Here is an 18,122-nt window from a genome sequence, read left to right as displayed (position 1 = left end):
GTAGTGCTCCGATTGAGGTCTTGCTTTTAGGAGGAGCGTTCGATTTTACTTTAGCTGCTGCAATGCAGCAGCTAAAGTAAATTGTGTTCAGACGCTAGAATTACGTCTTGCGAAGACATGCATCCAAAGCCTTGCGCCGCAGCGAGGAAAGTGCAGCCAAAATTGCCGCGCCGTTTAAACCATTTGAAAAATATGAAAAAACCATGAATTGCTTAACAACCGCATGGTCGCAATATGCACCTGAGTTACGCGGCTGGCTGCGCCATCGGCTGAACAATCCTGCTGAAGCCGAAGACCTGCTGCAGGATTTATTCCTGAAAGCCCTGCGCCAGGGCGACCGGTTCTGCTCGCTGCAAAACGCCCGCGCCTGGTTGTTTGAGGTGGCGCGTAACGCACTGGCCGATCGACTGCGTGTAGCACGCGAGACGGTCGAGTTGCCCGAGAATTTGTCCGCGCCCGCAGACGAATTTGATACGGTCGACACCCTCACGGACTGCCTGTCACGCGTGCTCTCCGAGTTAAGCACCGAGGACCGCGATGTCATTACTTTGTGCGATTTGCAAGGCATGCCGCAAGCCGAATTCGCCGCCGCCAGGGGTTTGAATCTGAGCGCTGCCAAATCGCGCATCCAGCGTGCACGCCTGCACTTGCGTGCATGCATGACGCAAGCCTGTCAGATCCAGCTTGATACAGTCGGCCACGTGTCGGACTTTGTGCCGCGCAAGTAAAACCATGCGTTGCCAGGCTGGCGATTCATGATGAACGTGTGTGAAGTCGAAAATTTTTTCCATCTCAAACTCACTATTTCGCGTCTTTTCAGTAAGTCATTCGTCTTCACTAATATGAATACCATAACCACATCCCTAAAAACCTGGCCGGCGCGTCAGCCGCTCATTTTCCTGATCCTTGCCGCGATTGTCTGGCTGGCACTGTATCAAACGCTGCTTCCGGGCTCGGAAGCATTAGTGTCTACCTTGCCGGTGGATCGAAATAGCCATTTAGGCGGCGCGCTGCAGTTCTTTTTTTACGACACCCCGAAGGTGCTGATGCTGTTGGCCGGCGTGGTTTTCGTCATGGGCATGATCAACAGCTATTTCACGCCCGAGCGTACCCGCGCGCTGCTGGCCGGTCGCAGCGAAGGCGCGGCCAACGTGATGGCGGCCTCGCTGGGTATCGTCACCCCGTTCTGTTCGTGCTCCGCAGTGCCGCTGTTCATCGGCTTTGTCCAGGCCGGCGTGCCGCTGGGCGTCACATTCTCTTTCCTGATCTCGGCCCCGATGGTCAATGAAGTAGCGTTGACGCTGCTGTTCGGCATGTTCGGCTGGAAAGTTGCCATGTTATATCTGGTTCTTGGTTTGTCAGTTGCCATCGTGGCAGGCTGGCTGATCGGACGCATGAAGATGGAAGCGTATCTGGAAGATTGGGTGCGCGACATGCCCAAGACCACGGCCCAGTTTGCGGATACGGGCATGACACTGGCGGATCGCGTTCAGGGCGGTTTCAACGCAGTGCGCGAAATTGTCGGCAAAGTCTGGCCTTACATTCTGGGCGGCATTGCCTTGGGCGCATTGATCCATGGCTACGTGCCGGAAGATTTCATGGCCTCCTTCATGGGCAAGGATGCGTGGTGGTCGGTGCCGCTGGCGGTAATCATCGGCGTGCCGATGTACACCAATGCAGCCGGTGTGATTCCAATCGTGCAAGCGCTGCTGGCCAAAGGCGCTGCGCTGGGCACCGTGCTGGCATTCATGATGAGTGTGATCGCCTTATCGCTGCCCGAGATGATTATTCTGCGCAAGGTGTTGAAAGTGCGGCTGATTGCTACTTTCATCGGCGTGGTCGCGACCGGCATTTTGCTGGTGGGCTTTGTTTTCAATGCAGTTTTGTAACACGCACTTTTTAACTAAATTTCAAATTTCAACTCACAGGGGAATCCTATGAATATCAAGGTACTAGGTACGGGCTGCGCCAATTGCAAGGCAACCATCGCATTAATCGACCAAGTCGCACAAGCCAAAAGTGTCACTGTCACATTGGAAAAAATAGAGGAATTACGCGACATCATGAGCTACGGCATCATGAGCACGCCCGGCGTAGTGATCAATGGCAAGGTGGTGCATGCCGGTGGTGTGCCTAGCCGCGACAAGATCGAACAGTGGTTCACAGCTAACGCCTGAGCGCTGCAAGAACGCAGAAATCACGCATCTTTGCATCTTCGCATCTTGTATACACCGCAGGGGCACCCTGACGATACTTTTCTAAAGCACGCTATCGATCAGTTGCATGATCGATTCGGGATCGTGCATGTGATTTTGCAGGTGATGAAGCAGCCATTCACGCAATCTTGTACAGGGCAACCGGATACTGGGGTTGGAGCAATTCCTTCTGTAGAAATGGTTCATGATGACCGGCAGCATGGACATGCCCACTGATTGTCTGCAGTCGTGAGAACCCTGGCAGCCTGTCGGACTTGCGGAATCGAAGTGAAAAATACGCACAATAATGCGACGAAGCCATAAATCCACACTCCGAGTTCTGCCTGACAGCATATTTTTTGTAAGCAATTTGTTACAAATTAGGACTATCATTGCCCCAGCGCAAAACACATACTCCTGAAGTAAATACTTATTTGCGCATATAAACATTAATAAATATTCATATACTCCTGATTATTTATGTATTTCAAGAAACATCAGTCAAGATTAACTGCATTCCGAACAACACATTTAACATCGCAAATAAAAATTTATTTATTTTCCCGGGAGTAATTCAAGAGTTTCACTGTCTGACCATGCACCGATGCAACAGACACACTCCAACATGCAAAAAAATAACAACAAACACGATGCTTGATTTAATACCATTCAAGGCAGAAGCCACTCTAATCGCGCCTATCCTGCTGCTGGCCGTCGGCGTCATCACTCTCTTCGTGGCCTTGCGCACTAGACAACTGCCACCGTTTCCTGGGCGCGGCAATTTCATTGCGATGTTGCTGGCCGCTGCCTGGTGGGCCACGGCAGCCGCGCTCGAAAACTTCGCCGTGCTGCCGTCGAACAAAATAATGTGGGCCGCTCTGGCCTGGCCTGGCATCGTCGCCGCCCCGACATTCTGGGCCTTGTTTATCTGGACTTATGTCAGCGGCAACGCCACGCCCTTGCGCACCAGGTGGCGACTGATCCTGCTGGCAATGCCGCTGGTGACCTGCATCATCGCCCTCACGAACCCAATGCATCACTTGATGTATGTGCAAACCACTGCGCAAATCTCCCAAACCGGTTTGCGGATGCTGTACGTTCACGGCCCGTGGTTTTATCTCAGCACCGTCTATTTATATGTTTTCATGCTGCTCAGCATAGTTGCAATCGTCAACGCCCTGCCGCGTGCGAGCCCGGTTTATCGCCGCCATTACCTCGGTTTTGCGCTGGCCATGCTATTCCCCTGGATCGCCAATATCGGCTACGTCACCGATACCGTGCGCTTGTTCGGACTCGATCCGACGCCGTTCAGCTTTCTGCTGATGACGCTGGTTTTTTATTGGCTCATCAGCCGCAATCAACTGTTTGACTTGCTGCCGGTAGCGCGCACCGTCTTGCTCGACGCAGTGCCGGATGTGGTGCTGGTACTGGATCTGGAACACCGTATTGTGGAATGCAACAGCGCCGCAGCCGACTTGCCGGGCATGCCGGAAGTATCCGTCGGCTGCCATTTGCAGCAGTTTCCAATGCTCCATGATGTGCTGCAGCCACTGCTGGCGCAAGGTGCGAAAGACCGGTTCGATATCGTTCTGGGTCAGCCGGAACGCCATTTCGAGCTGAAAAAAGTGCCGTTGTCGCATTGGCGCAAGAAGGTCGGAATGCTGTTGATGTTGCGCGATATCACGCATCGCAAACTGGGTGAAATCAAGCTGCGCGATGCCATGTCCGAACTAGAGGATCAACTCGAAACCAATCTGCAGCTCCAGCGGCAATTGCACGAAGACGCTATTCGCGATGTCTTGACCGGCCTGCACAACCGGCGCTTTCTGGATGAATTGAAAACCGGGCTGGAAGCTGAATTTGTGCGCAGCAATAAACCGCTGGCGGCAGTCATGATCGACATCGATCACTTCAAGCGCTTTAACGATACCTACGGCCATGCTGCGGGCGACCAGGTGTTGCGCACCATCGCCCATTTTTTGCAAAGCAGCATCCGGCAAAGCGATTATGTGTTTCGCATGGGTGGGGAAGAATTCCTGGTTTTGCTGCCCAATACCAGCCGCGAACAGGCATTCATTCGCGCCAATAACTGGTGCGCCAAATTCGCCGCCATCAAAATCCCGCTTGAAGATGATATTGTTTGCGCAACGTTTTCAGCCGGCATCTCGATGTATACGACGGACGCCGCCAGCATCGATACGCTGATTGATCTGGCTGACAAAGCCCTCTACAAGGCCAAAGAGGCAGGGCGCAACCGGGTCGAATGCCAGGATGATGTCCCCGGTCTGACGCCGGATTGTCCCGTTTCACCCGCCGTCGTGAACATGAGTGCGAAGCGCAAACAGAACGCGGATACGGCCAGCGGAACCAACAAGGTGCACGGTTGATGGGGAAGTGAAATTACAACTCCGGCCCGCCCTGCGCGCCATTGCCGGATGATATGCCCCACTTCGCCAGTGCGTGATCGTCCGATTCGCGCGCATCCACCCAGCGCGCACCGCTGGGCGTCTGTTCTTTCTTCCAGAACGGCGCTGCGGTTTTTAGATAATCCATGATGAATTCACAGGCGGCAAACGCCTCGCCGCGATGCGACGCGGTAATCGCCACCAGCACGATCTGGTCCAGCGGCATCAAGGGTCCGACCCGGTGAATCACCAACGCATCAAAAAACTCCCAGCGCGTGCGCGCCTGCTGCACGATATTTTCCAGCGCCTTTTCGGTCATGCCGGGATAATGTTCAAGCTCCATGGAGGCAATATCGACGCCGTCATTCAAATCGCGCACGGTGCCAACGAAAGCGACCACCGCGCCCACTTTCGGATTGGTAAGACGCAACTGGCTGACTTCAGTCGTCAGGTCGAAATCTTCGGTTTGTACACGCACAGGCATGGCGTTGCTCTCTTTTTAACTACTCTCAGTTGCGTATTTTAGCCCGTACAAGGTCATGCCTTGCAAGCAGCGCTTCGCGTTCACGATTGATTGTGAAACGGAATTACAATGAAGCCCGCCGGTAATGGGTAACAAGTGATGCAACAAGTGATACAGCAAGGATGTCGTGAAAACAAACCCGTTGACCAAAATTGTTCTCAATATCGTGGGCAGCATAGCCGTGGTGCTCGCCATTCTGGGCGTATTTCTGCCGCTATTGCCGACCACGCCTTTCCTGCTGCTGGCTTCGGCTTGTTATTTCAGGGGATCGCCACGGATGTACCGCTGGCTGGTAAGCAACCGGATACTGGGAACTTACATACTCAATTTTCAGAGCGGACGGGGAATCCCGTTGCGCGCAAAGATTGTGTCACTGCTGCTGATCTGGGCGTCGCTGTCGTTCTCGATCTACAAGATGGAGGCCGTGGTCGTGAAGCTGATCCTGGTTACCATCGGGATCGCGCTCAGCCTGGTAATCCTGCGCATGAAGACGCTGCGGTAGATAAAAAGCAGATAAAAAAACGGGCCGGCCTTTTGTTCAGCCCGCCCAAACCAAGCACAGCACTTACAAAATTATTCTTTGCCGCCCAATAAGTTTTGCTTGAGCGAACTGTCAGCTGGCTTGTCGCCCAGCCAGATTTTTAGATACGCATTGTAAAAATTAATGCCGGGTATAACTTCGCCTACTTGTTTGCCGTTGACATGAATCAGCATGCCGGAGCCAGGCACCCAGTCGGCGGTAATCGTGTCGCCTTTTTTAGTCGAAGGGATGGAAGCGAAGATTTCGCCCATCTTGACGGTCTGGTTGACGATTTTCGATTTTTCGGCCTTGTCCGAATTGGCATTCAGGCCGGTCATGAAACTCTGCCCGAATTCTTCGCTGCTGACTTCGCGCAGCATCACCAGCACCAGCCGCCGTGGGCCGGCCAGATCCAGAATTTCAGGCACTGTGGTTTTCTTGGTTGGCAGATACAAGCCCGCCACATACACCTTGAAGATTGCCTTGACGCGAATCCCCGCGCCATTGAGCTTCAGTTCCGTGTTAGCCACGCGTACGGTTTCATCCAGTTTCATACCGGCGATTTCAACTGCCGATGCGCTCTGGCAAAAGCCCATTACGAGGCAGCCCAAAGTCAATAACCGTGTGATACGCAAGTTTTTAATCATGTTGTCTCTCCAAAAAATAATCAATAGTTGTTTACGAAGAGACCTCTAACGCGTCTTCTTCGAAACTAAAAAAACAGCTAATGCCACGCCGTAAATTATTCGGCAGCAATCCGGGGGGCAGTGATATCTATCATGGCCCGCTGCTTGACGCGCGCCACAATCGTAGCAACTGCTGCACTCCTGCCAGGTAGTTTGAAAACACTCACCACCTGGGCCAGATTGACCGCCTGATTCTGCATCGACTCGGCTGAAGCGGCTGCCTCTTCCACCAGCGCCGCATTCTGTTGGGTAACTTCGTCCATCTGGCTGATGGCGCGATTAACCTGTTCGATGCCTGAACTTTGTTCCTGGCTGGCGCTAGTGATCTGCGCCATGATGTCGGTCACGCGCGCAACACTTGCCACCACGTCGTCCATCGTGATGCCGGCCTGACGCACCAGTTTGCTGCCGATTTCGACTTTATCGACCGAGTCGCCGATCAGTAATTTGATTTCCTTGGCCGCTGCAGCCGAGCGTTGCGCCAGATTCCTGACTTCGGACGCCACCACCGCAAAACCGCGCCCCTGCTCGCCGGCGCGTGCCGCTTCCACGGCCGCATTCAACGCCAGGATGTTGGTTTGAAATGCAATGCCGTCAATAACGCTGATGATGTCGACGATTTTCCTGGAAGAGTCATTGATCGAGCCCATGGTGCCGATCACTTGCGCCACCACAGCACCGCCCTTGGCCGCGACTTCCGAGGCGCAGGCCGCGAGTTGATTGGCCTGGTGCGCATTGTTGGCATTTTCGCGCACGGTACTGGTCAAGGCGAGCATCGAGGCAGCGGTTTGTTGCAGCGAGCAGGCCTGCTGCTCGGTACGCGACGACAAATCTTGATTACCACTGGCAATCTGGCCCGATGCTGAGGTAATAGTCTCGGTGCCAAAACGTACTTCACCGACAATTTTCGACAAGCTTTCATTCATGTGCCTGAGCGCCTGCATCAGCATGCCGGTTTCATCGAAGGTTTTGACTGCAATGGTGCTGGTCAGGTCGCCATCGGCCACCCGTTTGGCGATATCAACAGCTTCATTGAGCGGCCTGGTAATGCTGCGCGAGACGAAAAAACCGACCAGCACGCTCAAGGTGCTGGCAATGGCAGCAAGAATCAGGATTAACAGCGCAGTGCGATTGGCAGCCAGCGTAGATTGTGCGCCGGACTGCTCCATCTGGCTGTTTTGGTAAGTGATGAAATTGTCGAGCTGGATGAAATATTTGGTTTGCAGCGGCCGTACCGAAAACAACAGCTTCAGCATCGCTTCGTCTTTTGCATCCTGATTGATGAGAGCCACAAAACTGCTCTGCACCGGCAAAAATTTATCCCGCAAGGCGGTGATTGCGTTGAGATGCTCGCGGCCCTGTGGATCGGCGATGATTTGGCTCAGGGTGGCGATAGCTGATTGCGTGCTTTTATTCTTGTCTTCGATGTTGATCAACTCTTTTTTGATTTGTCCCGGGTCGGTCATGATCAAAACGTTGAGCATATTGCGGGTAATTTCGTTCAGATCGGCCTTGATGGCGTTGGCAATCACGGTTTTTGGATAACGATCCTTGACCAGCAGGTTGATTTCACTATTGAGGCTGGCAATGCGAACATAAGCCAAGCTAGCCAGCATGATTAATAAAGCAATGACGACCCCGAAACCGAGCGCAAGTCGTTGTCCAATACGCAATTTTTTAATATTCATTATGTGCGAGCCTTGAGTCCCCAGGCGAAATTACTTGGAAGGAAAATGTGTCTATGAAGAAATTAATTGATCCACTATAGCAATTACAGAGTGACATGCAAGTGCGTTTTAGTAGTGGCAGCACTCTAAAAATCGCACTATCGTTCTTTTTTGCGATGCAGCATGGCATCTTGAATACGCAGGCTAATCGATGCGCTCGAAGGAGGAGGGATTGGGCAGCAATTTGCCCAGGGTCTGGGCAATACTCTGCAATTGCGGGGCATCGTCAACAGCATCGTCGCTGGTGTCGTTGATGCAAAAAAACGGAATCCGGCCGAACCCGGCTATCAAATCCTGAAACTGCCGTTCTGCATCCGCTGCGCCGCTGCTGATGTACAGCGGCTCCAGCGCCTGTGCCTGTACTGCGGCCAGGCCGGTATGCAGCATCCAGCGCGGCACCAGATCCGGCACGATCGGCGGCACTCGCCAGGAGCGAAAAACCGTTTTGCGTACTTGCCGGAACAGTTCCGGCGCGGCCTGCTCCAGTTCATGCAGCACGCTTTTGAACATCGGCCGCGGCGCGTGCGCAAAAATGCGCGGCGCATGGCGGTATTTCGGATAGCGCCGCGACAGCCAGTGTTTGGACAATACCGATGCATTCACCAGTGCGGTCTCGCCGGTTTGTAAAGTATCGTAATCCGGCACCGCTGCGGTTTCCGTAAACAGCGCCACGCCATCAACGCCAAACCATTGATCCGGGTCCACCGTGGCCCCGAAGAACACATCGTCATTGAGGTAAATGAAGCGCTCGGCCAGACCGGGGATGTGGTGCAGATAGGATTCAATATGCCCGGAATCAAACACCGGCAGCGCCGCCGCCGGAATCAGATCGCGATGATCGACTAGCGTCAGACTGTCGCTGGGCTGCAGCCAATCCGGCACCTGCGCGTCGGTGACCAGATAAATATGGCCATGATTCGGGTAAAACTTTTCCAGCGCCCGCAGGTTGAAGCGCAATTCGCCATTGTCGCGATAGCGCCCCGCCACATTACCGTAACGCGCCAAATCATCGGTTTGTTGCTGGGCATCCCGGCGCACCAGCGCTTGCTGACGCTTGTGCCGCCAGACCGGATCGGCACCGTTGACCCACAAGTAGACAATGTCGATGCGCTCTGCGTTGTTCTGGAACTCGGTCTTCGACATTAGTTACGAACCATTACGAACGAAAAAAAGCGCAAAAAAGTGGCTCTGTCTGCACTTTTCCGGGTCAACTTTCTCAACCGCCTGTCACCGGAGGAAAGAACGCGACCTCGCAGCCTTCGCTAATCAGCGTTTCCGGTTCGGTCATCACTTGGTTAAACGCCATGCGCAGTGTGCGGTCTTCTGCCAGGCATTCGGCCCATGGGCCGCCGCGTGCGATCAGAAAATGGCGCACGTCGCCAACGGTGCGCACCTGTGCCGGCACGGCGACGGATTCCTGGCTGGTGCCAAGGGTTTCGCGGATGCTGGCAAAAAATCGGAGCTGGATGTTCATTATTGGAGGAGTTCGCTAAAAGGAATGAAATTGACCATGTCGCCGCTGGCGATAGCGCAACTGGGCGGATTGTCGATCAAGCCGTCGCCCCAGACGGTGGAAGTGAGCACGCCCGAGCTTTGATTCGGGAATATATCCAGCCCGCCCTGGGCGTTGATTCTGGCGCGCAAGAATTCGTTGCGGCGGTCGCCTTTGCTCTGAGTGAAATCGGCGCGCAGCTTGTATGTCCTGGGCGCAACATCTTGCACGCCTTGCAAGCGCAAGATGAAAGGCCGCACGAAGAGCAGGAAAGTGACGAAACTCGATACCGGATTGCCCGGCAAGCCGATGAAAAAAGCAGCGCCGCCCTTGCCTGCCGCACGGTTGACTTCGCCAAACGCCAGCGGTTTGCCGGGCTTGATCGCGATTTGCCACAGGTTGAGCCGCCCTTCTGCTTCGACCGCCGGTTTGATGTGATCTTCTTCGCCGACCGAGACGCCGCCGGAAGTCACGATCAAATCGTGTTCCTGTGCGGCGCGGTGCAGCGTGTCGCGGGTGGCTTGCAGCGTGTCGGGCACGATGCCGTAATCGGTGATGGCGCAACCGAGGTTTTCCAGCAAGCCGCGCAGCGTGAATTTATTCGAGTTGTAGATCGCGCCTGGCTTCAATGGCTCGCCCGGCATTGCCAATTCGTCGCCGGTGAAAAATACCGCGACGCGCAGCTTGCGCACTACTGGCAATGTTGCCAAGCCGACAGACGCGGCCAAACCGAGTTCCTGCCCGCGCAAGCGTGTACCTGCAGGCAGGATCACGCTGCCGGCGCGGATGTCTTCGCCGGCGCGGCGTATCCATTCGCCTGCGGGTGGCGCATGGTTAATGGTGACTTTATCGCCGACCAGCGTACACATTTCCTGCATCACGACCGCATCCGCTCCTTCGGGAATCATCGCGCCGGTGAAAATCCGCGCCGCAGTGCCGGCTTGCAGTTTTTGTCCGACATGACCGGCCGGGATGCGCTGGCTCACGATCAATGTCGCCGCCCCGCTGGCGCAATCGGCGGCGCGCACTGCATAGCCGTCCATGTGCGTATTGTCTTTGGGTGGCACGTCGAGTTGCGATGTTTGGGCGCTAGCCAGGATGCGGCCATTGGCTTGCAGCGTCGATAACTGTTCGACCTCGGTGACCGGTTTGGCGGCGGCGAGCAGCAAGCCCAGCGCTTCGGCAGCGTTCAACATGGGATTTTTCTCGGTCATGGTTTTCCTAATCATACCTATGGCAGTAAAAAACAATACCGCAATGTATATATGCGGCAAAGGCACTGTTTTTTCTTATACTCCTGTGTTTTTATACATGCAGTTATTGTTCAGTCCGCTAGATCAAGACTGTTCAAGTCCCCTCGCCCGCTTGCGGGAGAGGGTTAGGGAGAGGGATTTAGCAAACATTCCGGCCGCATTATGTGGAAATCCCACCAGGACTGAGCCTTGTTTTAGCTCACCTTGGTATTGCGAGCACCCTCTCTCCCGGCCTCTCTCCCACAAGTGGGAGAGAGGAGCAATGCTCAGGATATTTACAGGCCCGTATGTTTAGCGATGAACGCTTTCACCAATTCGACATCGGCCGGCATCACCTCAAAATGCTGCGGCAAATCTTCGATATTCTCGAAACCGGCCGGGCGCTCGGCGTCGGTGCCGAGCGCCTCCAAAATGGTTTCATTGAACTTGGCGGCGAGTGCGGTTTCCAGCACGATCATCGGCACGCCCGGCACCAAGTATTCGCGCGCAACCTTGACGCCGTCGGCGGTGTGGGTGTCGATGGTGATGTCATATTCATCCTGCACGTCGCGGATGGTATCGAGACGGTCTTGATGCGTCGATTTTCCGGACAGGAAACCGTATTGCGCGATTTTAACGAACTCGTCGCCGTCGCTGCCAGGCTTGCCGGACAGATCGAAGCCGCCATGGGTTTCGACTTTCTGGAATAGCGCCCGCACGCGGTCGCCGTCGCGATCCAGCAAATCGAAGATGAAACGCTCGAAGTTGGATGCCTTGGAAATATCCATCGACGGGCTGCTGGTGTGATACGTCTCGGCCGATTTGCGCACCCGGTAGACGCCGGTGCGGAAAAATTCGTCCAGCACGTCGTTCTCGTTGGTGGCGGCGATCAACTTGTCGATCGGCAAGCCCATCATGCGGGCAATGTGACCGGCGCAAATGTTGCCAAAATTGCCCGACGGCACGGTGAACGATACCTTTTGATCATTGCTGGTAGTGGCCAGCAAATAGCCACGGAAGTAGTACACCACTTGCGCCACCACGCGGGCCCAGTTGATCGAATTGACGGTGCCGATCTTCTGGCGCGCCTTGAATTCCAGATCGTTGGAAACCGCTTTGACCATATCCTGACAATCGTCGAACACGCCAACAATGGCGATATTGAAGATATTCGGGTCTTGCAGGCTGAACATCTGGGCGGTCTGGAACGCGCTCATCTTCTTGTGTGGCGACAACATGAAGACGCGGATGCCCTTCTTGCCGCGCATCGCGTATTCGGCCGCGCTGCCGGTGTCGCCGGAAGTCGCGCCGAAAATATTCAGTTCGGCATTATTCTTGGCCAGCGTGTATTCGAACAGGTTGCCCAGCAACTGCATCGCCATGTCCTTGAAGGCCAGCGTCGGGCCGTTCGACAGCGCCTGCAGCATCAGCGTCTTGGCGCCGCCACGGCCGAGTTGTTCATCCAGCACATGCAGCGGCGTGATCTGGCTGGCGTCATCGCCTGCGCGTGCATTGCGGTAAACAGCGGCAGTGTAGGTCTTCCGTGTGATGGCCTTGAGATCGGCGGCGGGGATGTCGGTGGCGAATTTTTTCAAGACCTCGAACGCCAGATCGGCGTAAGACAGCTTGCGCCAGGCAGTCAATTCTTCGCCTGTGACCTGCGGATATTCCGCCGGCAAATACAGGCCGCCATCAGGCGCCAGGCCGCCCAGTAAAATCTCGGAAAAGGATTGCGGTGCAGAGGATTGCACAGTGCCGGAGCGGGTAGATACGTATTGCATAGTGGCGGGCGTGGCTGCACGGTGCCAAAAATCACGCAAACTGACGCAGTCTGGTGCCGGGCGAGCGCTGAAGGTTGGTTATGGGGAGTCGGCGACTATTATAACTTCGGCGCTCCTGGTTGCGGGCGATGCGGAAATAGGCGTCAACCAGCCCTCCAGCTATCATCATTCAATCCTTATTACCCTGCCAATACGCCGGAACAAGCCGCATTTCTGTTGCCTGCTTGAATGTCTATTTTGATAATAAAAAGACTTGCATAAAAAAATAGACAGGTACAAAATTTCACGCTAGAAGCGCGGGTGTGACCGTATTATTCTCCTTTCAAGGGGGCTTCATGAAAATCGCAAAACAGTTTTCTCGCCTACTCAGCTTGGTAACCGCGACCGTTATTCTGTTCGCATGTAGCCAGGAAAAGACTAAATCCGATCCCTACGATCAAAGCAAAATGGATTTTAAGTCGCCCCCAGCGAAAATCACGTCAGAACGCCACAAAGGTCCCTATGCCGAAGGCGCTGCTCTCAGCATGGACGCCCAACTCAAGCCGTTGGACCCTTCTCCGGTCAAAACGATTCGGCTCGACACTTCACATAAAATCATTGAGATTGCACCAGGCGTGAAGTTCAGCGCGTGGACCTTTGGCAATCAGGTGCCGGGGCCGACCATCCGCGCTCGTGTCGGCGACAGAATCAAGTTCAGCATGACAAACCGCAGCGACGAGGTTATGCCGGGCGCTCAGTTTACGGCCGCACCGATGATGCACTCGATGGACTTTCACGCAGCAATGTTGTCACCGCAGGATAAATATCGTTCCATCGCGCCCGGACGAACTATCGAATTCGAGTTTACGCCGAACTATCCGGGCGTCTTCATGTTCCACTGCGGCACGCCTATGATCCTCGAACATATCGCCTCAGGAATGTATGGCGCCTTTATCGTCGAACCGCGTGAAGGCTATCCAACCAAGGCCGACCGCGAATACGTTGTGGTTCAGAGCGAGTTCTACGTCAAGCCTGACCCACAGGACCGCAAGATTGACGGCCAACCCATTCACGTTCTTGACGGCGACAATTTGAAGAAAGCAATTTCAAGTTATACCGTGTTCAATGGCGTACACAACGGGCTTGTAAGAAAACCTCTGCTGGCAAAGCCAGGCGAACGGGTTCGCTTGTTTGTGCTCAATGTGGGGCCCAGCAAAACATCCAGCTTCCATGTGGTCGGGACCATCTTCGACCGGGTCTGGGTAGATGGCAATCCGGATAACCAGTTCCGCGGCATGCAAACTGTGCTGCTCGGGTCGTCCAGTAGCGCCATTGTGGAATTCATGGTTCCCGAGGCGGGTCAATACATTATGGTCGATCACCACTTTGCCAACGCATCGCAAGGCGCCATCGGCCTGGTCGACGCCAGCGACAAAAAAGAAGATAGGAACGACATCGAACATCACAACATGGAAGCAACTGCGACGCCGACAGAGCCGGCCGCGGTCAAGGGAAAACTTGATTTCGAGAGCAAATGCCTGGCCTGCCATTCGATAGGACAAGGCAAAAAACTCGGACCTGATCTGGCAGGCGTGACCAAACGCCGCAGCGACGAGTGGCTCACAAAATGGCTGGAATCGCCTGAAAAAATGCTCGAAAGCGATGCAGATGCCAAGGCAATGCTGAAAGAGTATGGCGGCATTCCAATGCCCAATCAGAATCTGGGCGCACTGGAAATTGAGCAATACCTGAAATATTTCCACTGGATCGATTCCCATCCGGAAGCATCGGTTCCCGCTGAGGCAGGACACTAATGCTGCGTGCCACTATTCTTATGGCAGGGCTGATCCTGGCCCTGCAAGGATCGGTGGCTCTAGCCTGCGGCCATTGCGTTGAAGATAAAATTGCTGCGGTCTACGACCATGCGCTGATTACGCAGGCGCTGGCGCAGAAACGCCAAGTTGTATTTTTTGCGATCGACGGGGATTTCCCCGCCAATGAGGCAACGGGAAAGTCACTCGAATCAATCGTCAAGTCAGTCGACGGCATCGATAAAAACAGCGTAAGAGTGTCCGTGGAGCTGGCGGCACTTTCTCTGGTTTTTGAACCAAAGCGGCAGTCGTTTGCGGCTATACAGAAATCGCTTGAGAAAAAGCTGGCGGAGAAAAAATAACTCTATTACTGATGAAAATAATGGATCAGACAGATACAGCTAAAAACGCGGGGTCATAAGAGCGCGGGTAGTGTCCAAAGCCTTAGCCGGCGCGCACTAGCAACTTGTCCGAGTATGTTTCAACAAATGACAAATCGCCGCTGCAGGCTGTTCACGGTACTAACAGGATCAGAGCCGATCAAACATAATTGAATATGCTCGGTTCATTGACCCGATGAGAAGCCACGTTGAAAACTACCGCGCACTTCCTCACTCACTTCCTTACCCCCCTACGCAACTTTGCGCTGGCAATTCTTGTCGCCGCCACGACGCCGCTGCAAGCCATGGCCGATGGCGAGATCTCGGGCTTCGCCTCCATGCAGGATGACGGTTTACTGAAGATATCCGGCTACCGCATCCATCTCTACGGCATCTATATTCCACCGACCGAACAGACCTGCTATACCTTCGTCCGGCCTGTGCCATGCGGAAGCCGGGCAGCGCTGGCGCTTAACTTCAAGATCGAGGGCGACTTCGTACACTGCACGCAACAGATGCGTCATGTTGACGACAGCATCACAGCCAGTTGCACACTGGGAAATGAGGATCTCAGTGAATGGCTGTTGCAGAAAGGATGGGCGGTGGCGTTGCCGGACGCCCCTTTCCAATATTCTGCGCTGGAAAGGATTGCACAATCCCGAGGGATCGGCATCTGGGGCGTGCCGGTCGACATCATCAGGAAGCGGCGCTAGCGCATGCCAAAACGGCCCCGCTCTACTGTGCGATATTGCGTTAAACACATTATCAAAGGCAAAAAGTAGCCGGCCAGCATGCACAGTTATGCCGTCTCTGCCACACATCGGCGGTACAACTAATCCGCTTAGAAAGACTTCGCTCTGACCTACCGCAATAAGCGCGCGCAAAGGCCATCGTCTAATAGCACTGGGCATAATCAATAATGAAGCGAGAGGAGCGGGCCATGCTGGTCGTAACTAATCGAAATATTATCGAAAGCAATTTTAAGAACGGTGTCAGTAACGAAACCGGCTTCGGCGAGCAAGTCAACGATAAAGGCCCCAACGAGTTGAGACTGGCCAATGTGACGCGGGTCAACGAACGATGGGTTGTAAAGCTGGCGCTGGAGCCGGCCAATCTGACGCCGGAGACACTGCCCTCCCGCATGGAGTTTCAAAAACTTGCCAAGCGCTGCGTCGCCAGCAAGAAGAATTGCCTGTTTTATGTCCACGGTTACGACAAGCCCTTTCCCGAAACACTGGAGCAGGCATGGCTGCTGCAGAAGAGTTACGGCGTCGAGATGGTTTTGTTCTCGTGGCCATCCAACACCGGCGGCTTCAAGCTGGTCGAATACAGAAAAGCGCGCCGTATTGCACAGGCGTCGTTCGGCGCACTCGATGCATTGCTGGAAAAATTCAGCATCTATTTGTATGACTGGATGACGCCGATGGATGAATCGTCGTTGTTGAATTGCGGCGTGACCATCAATTTCATGTCGCACAGCCTGGGAAATTATCTGTTTGAAAATTACATACTAAGCAACGCCTATCAGGTCGAGACGCGCATCTTTACCAATGTCGTTTTGAGCCAGGCCGATGTCAATAGCATCGATCATCTGAAGTGGGTAGACAAGATCGTCGCGGGGCAGCGCATCTTTGTGACCATCAACGAAAACGACAAAATATTGAGCTGGGCAGAGACCGTCAATCCACCCCGGCTAGGTAAAACCTTGATGAACCTGGCATCAAGCAAGGCTAGCTATTTTGACTTTACCAGCGGCAAGGGCGTCGGCGTCAAGCACCAGTTGTGGGGAGAAGTAAACAATAAAATTGTGAAAAATTTTTTCGCTGCGGTATTCAATGGAAAACGCGGTGACGATGTTGCCGGGTTTACTTTTGATGCGCGGCTAAATGCGTTTCGGATTGACTGAGCCTGATCCGAAGCATTCAGCTCAGCAAGCAGCATGATTGACCGTCACCACATGCACCGCCAAACCGCCGAGCGAGGTTTCCTTGTACTTGGCTTGCATGTCGGCACCGGTCTGGCGCATGGTTTCGATGACTTGATCCAGGCTGACGTAATGGGTGCCGTCGCCTTTCAGCGCCAACGAGGCGGCCGTGATCGCTTTGACTGCACCCAGGCCGTTGCGCTCGATGCAGGGGATTTGCACCAGGCCGCCGATCGGGTCGCAGGTCAGGCCGAGGTGATGTTCGATGCCAATTTCAGCGGCGTTTTCGATTTGCGCATTGCTGCCGCCGAGTGCGGCGACCAAGCCGGCGGCGGCCATCGCGCAGGCTACGCCGACTTCGCCCTGGCAACCGACTTCCGCACCGGAAATCGAGGCATTGCGTTTGCACAGCATGCCGATTGCAGCCGCCGCCAGCAGGAAAGCGCGCACTCCGCTGATTGGATCGCTGGGATGGCAATCTTCGGTGTAATAGCGCAACACTGCCGGAATGATGCCGGCTGCGCCATTGGTGGGCGCGGTAACGACGCGGCCGCCGGCGGCGTTTTGTTCGTTGACCGCCATCGCATACAGGCTGACCCGGTGCAGCGCATCGTGCGGCAATGCATCGTGTAACAACCTATCGTGCAACAAGCTGTCGGCCGGTTCTTGCGCCGCCTGCCACAGCGCCGCCGCACGGCGCTTGACATGCAGGCCGCCGGGCAATTCGCCTTTGGCAAGCAGCCCGCTGGCAATGCATTCATGCATCACGTCCCAAATCCGGTCCAGTCCGGCATCGAGTTCTTGCGCGCTGCAATGCACTAGTTCGTTGGCACGCATCATGGCAACAATGCTCAAGCCGCTGTCGCGCCCGTGCTGCAATAAATCTGCCATGGTGTCGAATAGATAGGGCAAGGCGTTTGCGACTGGCGCTTTGGCGGTATTCATCTCTTCGGCGCTGCAAATAAAGCCGCCGCCGACCGAATAAAACACTGCTTCTGTCGCGCTGCCGTCCTTGCGGATCAAGCTAAAGCGCATGCCGTTTGGATGCGCCGGCAAGCTTTCTTTCTTGCACCACAACAGATCACGCGCCGCATCGAAGGAGACCGGATACTGGCCGAGCAATCTGATCTGGCCGCTGCTCTTGATCGCAGCCAACTTGCCGGCGACCGATTCCGGCGCGATATCCTGCGGCGTTTCGCCCATCAGGCCGAGCAGCACCGCGCTATCGGTCGCATGCCCGATGCCGGTCAAGGCCAGCGAGCCATACAGCGCCACTTGCACCTGTACCGCCTGCTCCAGCGCCGGGCATTCCATCAGGAAACGGCGCGCCGCCAGCATCGGCCCAACCGTATGCGAACTGGAGGGACCAATGCCGATTTTAAAAAGGTCGAATACCCGCATGTCCATGGTTGTCTCTTTTGTATTTTAATTTTGAAGATTAAAAACCTGAAAATTCCTGCGCCGTAG

At 54.6% G+C, this 18,122-nt stretch carries 17 protein-coding genes; 9 read left to right on the top strand and 8 right to left on the bottom strand.

Annotated elements, in window-relative coordinates:
* The first annotated feature begins 203 nt into the window (after nt 1–203).
* The 4 genes from KGFNPO_RS06745 to KGFNPO_RS06730 all read left to right on the top strand — a co-directional run bounded on the left by KGFNPO_RS06745 (nt 204) and on the right by KGFNPO_RS06730 (nt 4,582).
* Entirely contained in the window at nt 204–728 is a 525-nt protein-coding gene (locus KGFNPO_RS06745; RefSeq protein WP_472633811.1) for a sigma-70 family RNA polymerase sigma factor, read from the top strand.
* Between the two features lie 114 nt (nt 729–842).
* A complete protein-coding gene (locus tag KGFNPO_RS06740) occupies nt 843–1,889 on the top strand; it encodes a permease (protein ID WP_472633809.1) in 1,047 nt (348 codons plus the stop codon).
* 48 nt (nt 1,890–1,937) lie between these two features.
* The gene (locus KGFNPO_RS06735) at nt 1,938–2,177 is read left to right on the top strand and encodes a thioredoxin family protein (RefSeq protein WP_472633807.1); all 240 of its coding nucleotides are present in this window, start codon (nt 1,938–1,940) and stop codon (nt 2,175–2,177) included.
* Nucleotides 2,178–2,845: 668 nt separating this feature from the next.
* Nucleotides 2,846–4,582 (top strand): histidine kinase N-terminal 7TM domain-containing diguanylate cyclase, encoded by a 1,737-nt coding sequence (locus tag KGFNPO_RS06730; protein ID WP_472633805.1) that lies wholly within the window; start codon nt 2,846–2,848, stop codon nt 4,580–4,582.
* Between the two features lie 13 nt (nt 4,583–4,595).
* On the opposite strand, the gene moaE is transcribed toward KGFNPO_RS06730, so the two are convergent.
* Nucleotides 4,596–5,084, bottom strand: a complete 489-nt coding sequence (gene moaE / locus KGFNPO_RS06725; protein ID WP_472633803.1) for a molybdopterin synthase catalytic subunit MoaE — start codon at nt 5,082–5,084, stop codon at nt 4,596–4,598.
* Nucleotides 5,085–5,250: 166 nt separating this feature from the next.
* Between moaE and KGFNPO_RS06720 the strand changes: the two genes are divergently transcribed.
* Nucleotides 5,251–5,625 carry a YbaN family protein gene (locus KGFNPO_RS06720; protein WP_472633801.1) on the top strand — a complete coding sequence of 125 codons (375 nt, stop codon included), beginning with the start codon at nt 5,251–5,253 and terminating at the stop codon, nt 5,623–5,625.
* Between the two features lie 71 nt (nt 5,626–5,696).
* On the opposite strand, the gene KGFNPO_RS06715 is transcribed toward KGFNPO_RS06720, so the two are convergent.
* The 6 genes from KGFNPO_RS06715 to thrC form a co-directional block, all read right to left on the bottom strand.
* Nucleotides 5,697–6,290, bottom strand: a complete 594-nt coding sequence (locus tag KGFNPO_RS06715) for a chalcone isomerase family protein (protein ID WP_472633799.1) — start codon at nt 6,288–6,290, stop codon at nt 5,697–5,699.
* 95 nt (nt 6,291–6,385) lie between these two features.
* Nucleotides 6,386–8,017, bottom strand: a complete 1,632-nt coding sequence (locus KGFNPO_RS06710) for a methyl-accepting chemotaxis protein (RefSeq protein ID WP_472633797.1) — start codon at nt 8,015–8,017, stop codon at nt 6,386–6,388.
* Between the two features lie 183 nt (nt 8,018–8,200).
* Nucleotides 8,201–9,199 (bottom strand): Stealth CR1 domain-containing protein, encoded by a 999-nt coding sequence (locus KGFNPO_RS06705; RefSeq protein ID WP_472633795.1) that lies wholly within the window; start codon nt 9,197–9,199, stop codon nt 8,201–8,203.
* A 73-nt stretch (nt 9,200–9,272) separates the two neighbouring features.
* On the bottom strand, nt 9,273–9,530 hold the full coding sequence (gene moaD, locus KGFNPO_RS06700; protein ID WP_472633793.1) for a molybdopterin converting factor subunit 1: 258 nt from the start codon (nt 9,528–9,530) through the stop codon (nt 9,273–9,275).
* On the bottom strand, nt 9,530–10,762 hold the full coding sequence (locus tag KGFNPO_RS06695) for a molybdopterin molybdotransferase MoeA (protein ID WP_472633791.1): 1,233 nt from the start codon (nt 10,760–10,762) through the stop codon (nt 9,530–9,532). The genes moaD and KGFNPO_RS06695 overlap by 1 nt, the downstream gene beginning before the upstream one ends.
* Nucleotides 10,763–11,076: 314 nt before the next feature.
* Nucleotides 11,077–12,561, bottom strand: coding sequence for a threonine synthase (thrC, locus tag KGFNPO_RS06690; RefSeq protein WP_472633789.1), 1,485 nt, complete (start codon nt 12,559–12,561; stop codon nt 11,077–11,079).
* 335 nt (nt 12,562–12,896) lie between these two features.
* Between thrC and KGFNPO_RS06685 the strand changes: the two genes are divergently transcribed.
* The 4 genes from KGFNPO_RS06685 to KGFNPO_RS06670 all read left to right on the top strand — a co-directional run bounded on the left by KGFNPO_RS06685 (nt 12,897) and on the right by KGFNPO_RS06670 (nt 16,637).
* On the top strand, nt 12,897–14,354 hold the full coding sequence (locus KGFNPO_RS06685) for a multicopper oxidase domain-containing protein (RefSeq protein WP_472633787.1): 1,458 nt from the start codon (nt 12,897–12,899) through the stop codon (nt 14,352–14,354).
* On the top strand, nt 14,354–14,713 hold the full coding sequence (locus KGFNPO_RS06680) for a hypothetical protein (protein WP_472633785.1): 360 nt from the start codon (nt 14,354–14,356) through the stop codon (nt 14,711–14,713). Before KGFNPO_RS06685 ends, KGFNPO_RS06680 begins: the two co-directional genes overlap by 1 nt.
* 227 nt (nt 14,714–14,940) lie before the next feature.
* Nucleotides 14,941–15,444, top strand: coding sequence for a thermonuclease family protein (locus tag KGFNPO_RS06675; RefSeq protein WP_472633783.1), 504 nt, complete (start codon nt 14,941–14,943; stop codon nt 15,442–15,444).
* Between the two features lie 227 nt (nt 15,445–15,671).
* On the top strand, nt 15,672–16,637 hold the full coding sequence (locus KGFNPO_RS06670) for an alpha/beta hydrolase (RefSeq protein ID WP_472633781.1): 966 nt from the start codon (nt 15,672–15,674) through the stop codon (nt 16,635–16,637).
* A gap of 21 nt (nt 16,638–16,658) precedes the next feature.
* On the opposite strand, the gene KGFNPO_RS06665 is transcribed toward KGFNPO_RS06670, so the two are convergent.
* Nucleotides 16,659–18,062, bottom strand: a complete 1,404-nt coding sequence (locus KGFNPO_RS06665) for an L-serine ammonia-lyase (RefSeq protein ID WP_472633779.1) — start codon at nt 18,060–18,062, stop codon at nt 16,659–16,661.
* Nucleotides 18,063–18,122 lie beyond the last annotated feature (60 nt).

Source organism: Gelidimonas diazotrophica (assembly GCF_055694025.1).
This window is presented reverse-complemented; position numbering and strand designations above follow the sequence as displayed.

Excerpts from the sequence above, each read along its gene's own strand:
- KGFNPO_RS06745 (WP_472633811.1), top strand. The coding sequence starts at position 204 with ATGAATTGCTTAACAACCGCATGGTCGCAATATGCACCTGAGTTACGC.
- KGFNPO_RS06740 (WP_472633809.1), top strand. The coding sequence starts at position 843 with ATGAATACCATAACCACATCCCTAAAAACCTGGCCGGCGCGTCAGCCG.
- KGFNPO_RS06735 (WP_472633807.1), top strand. The coding sequence starts at position 1,938 with ATGAATATCAAGGTACTAGGTACGGGCTGCGCCAATTGCAAGGCAACC.
- KGFNPO_RS06730 (WP_472633805.1), top strand. The coding sequence starts at position 2,846 with ATGCTTGATTTAATACCATTCAAGGCAGAAGCCACTCTAATCGCGCCT.
- moaE (WP_472633803.1), bottom strand. The coding sequence starts at position 5,084 with ATGCCTGTGCGTGTACAAACCGAAGATTTCGACCTGACGACTGAAGTC.
- KGFNPO_RS06715 (WP_472633799.1), bottom strand. The coding sequence starts at position 6,290 with ATGATTAAAAACTTGCGTATCACACGGTTATTGACTTTGGGCTGCCTC.
- KGFNPO_RS06710 (WP_472633797.1), bottom strand. The coding sequence starts at position 8,017 with ATGAATATTAAAAAATTGCGTATTGGACAACGACTTGCGCTCGGTTTC.
- KGFNPO_RS06705 (WP_472633795.1), bottom strand. The coding sequence starts at position 9,199 with ATGTCGAAGACCGAGTTCCAGAACAACGCAGAGCGCATCGACATTGTC.
- moaD (WP_472633793.1), bottom strand. The coding sequence starts at position 9,530 with ATGAACATCCAGCTCCGATTTTTTGCCAGCATCCGCGAAACCCTTGGC.
- KGFNPO_RS06695 (WP_472633791.1), bottom strand. The coding sequence starts at position 10,762 with ATGACCGAGAAAAATCCCATGTTGAACGCTGCCGAAGCGCTGGGCTTG.
- thrC (WP_472633789.1), bottom strand. The coding sequence starts at position 12,561 with ATGCAATACGTATCTACCCGCTCCGGCACTGTGCAATCCTCTGCACCG.
- KGFNPO_RS06685 (WP_472633787.1), top strand. The coding sequence starts at position 12,897 with ATGAAAATCGCAAAACAGTTTTCTCGCCTACTCAGCTTGGTAACCGCG.
- KGFNPO_RS06680 (WP_472633785.1), top strand. The coding sequence starts at position 14,354 with ATGCTGCGTGCCACTATTCTTATGGCAGGGCTGATCCTGGCCCTGCAA.
- KGFNPO_RS06670 (WP_472633781.1), top strand. The coding sequence starts at position 15,672 with ATGCTGGTCGTAACTAATCGAAATATTATCGAAAGCAATTTTAAGAAC.
- KGFNPO_RS06665 (WP_472633779.1), bottom strand. The coding sequence starts at position 18,062 with ATGGACATGCGGGTATTCGACCTTTTTAAAATCGGCATTGGTCCCTCC.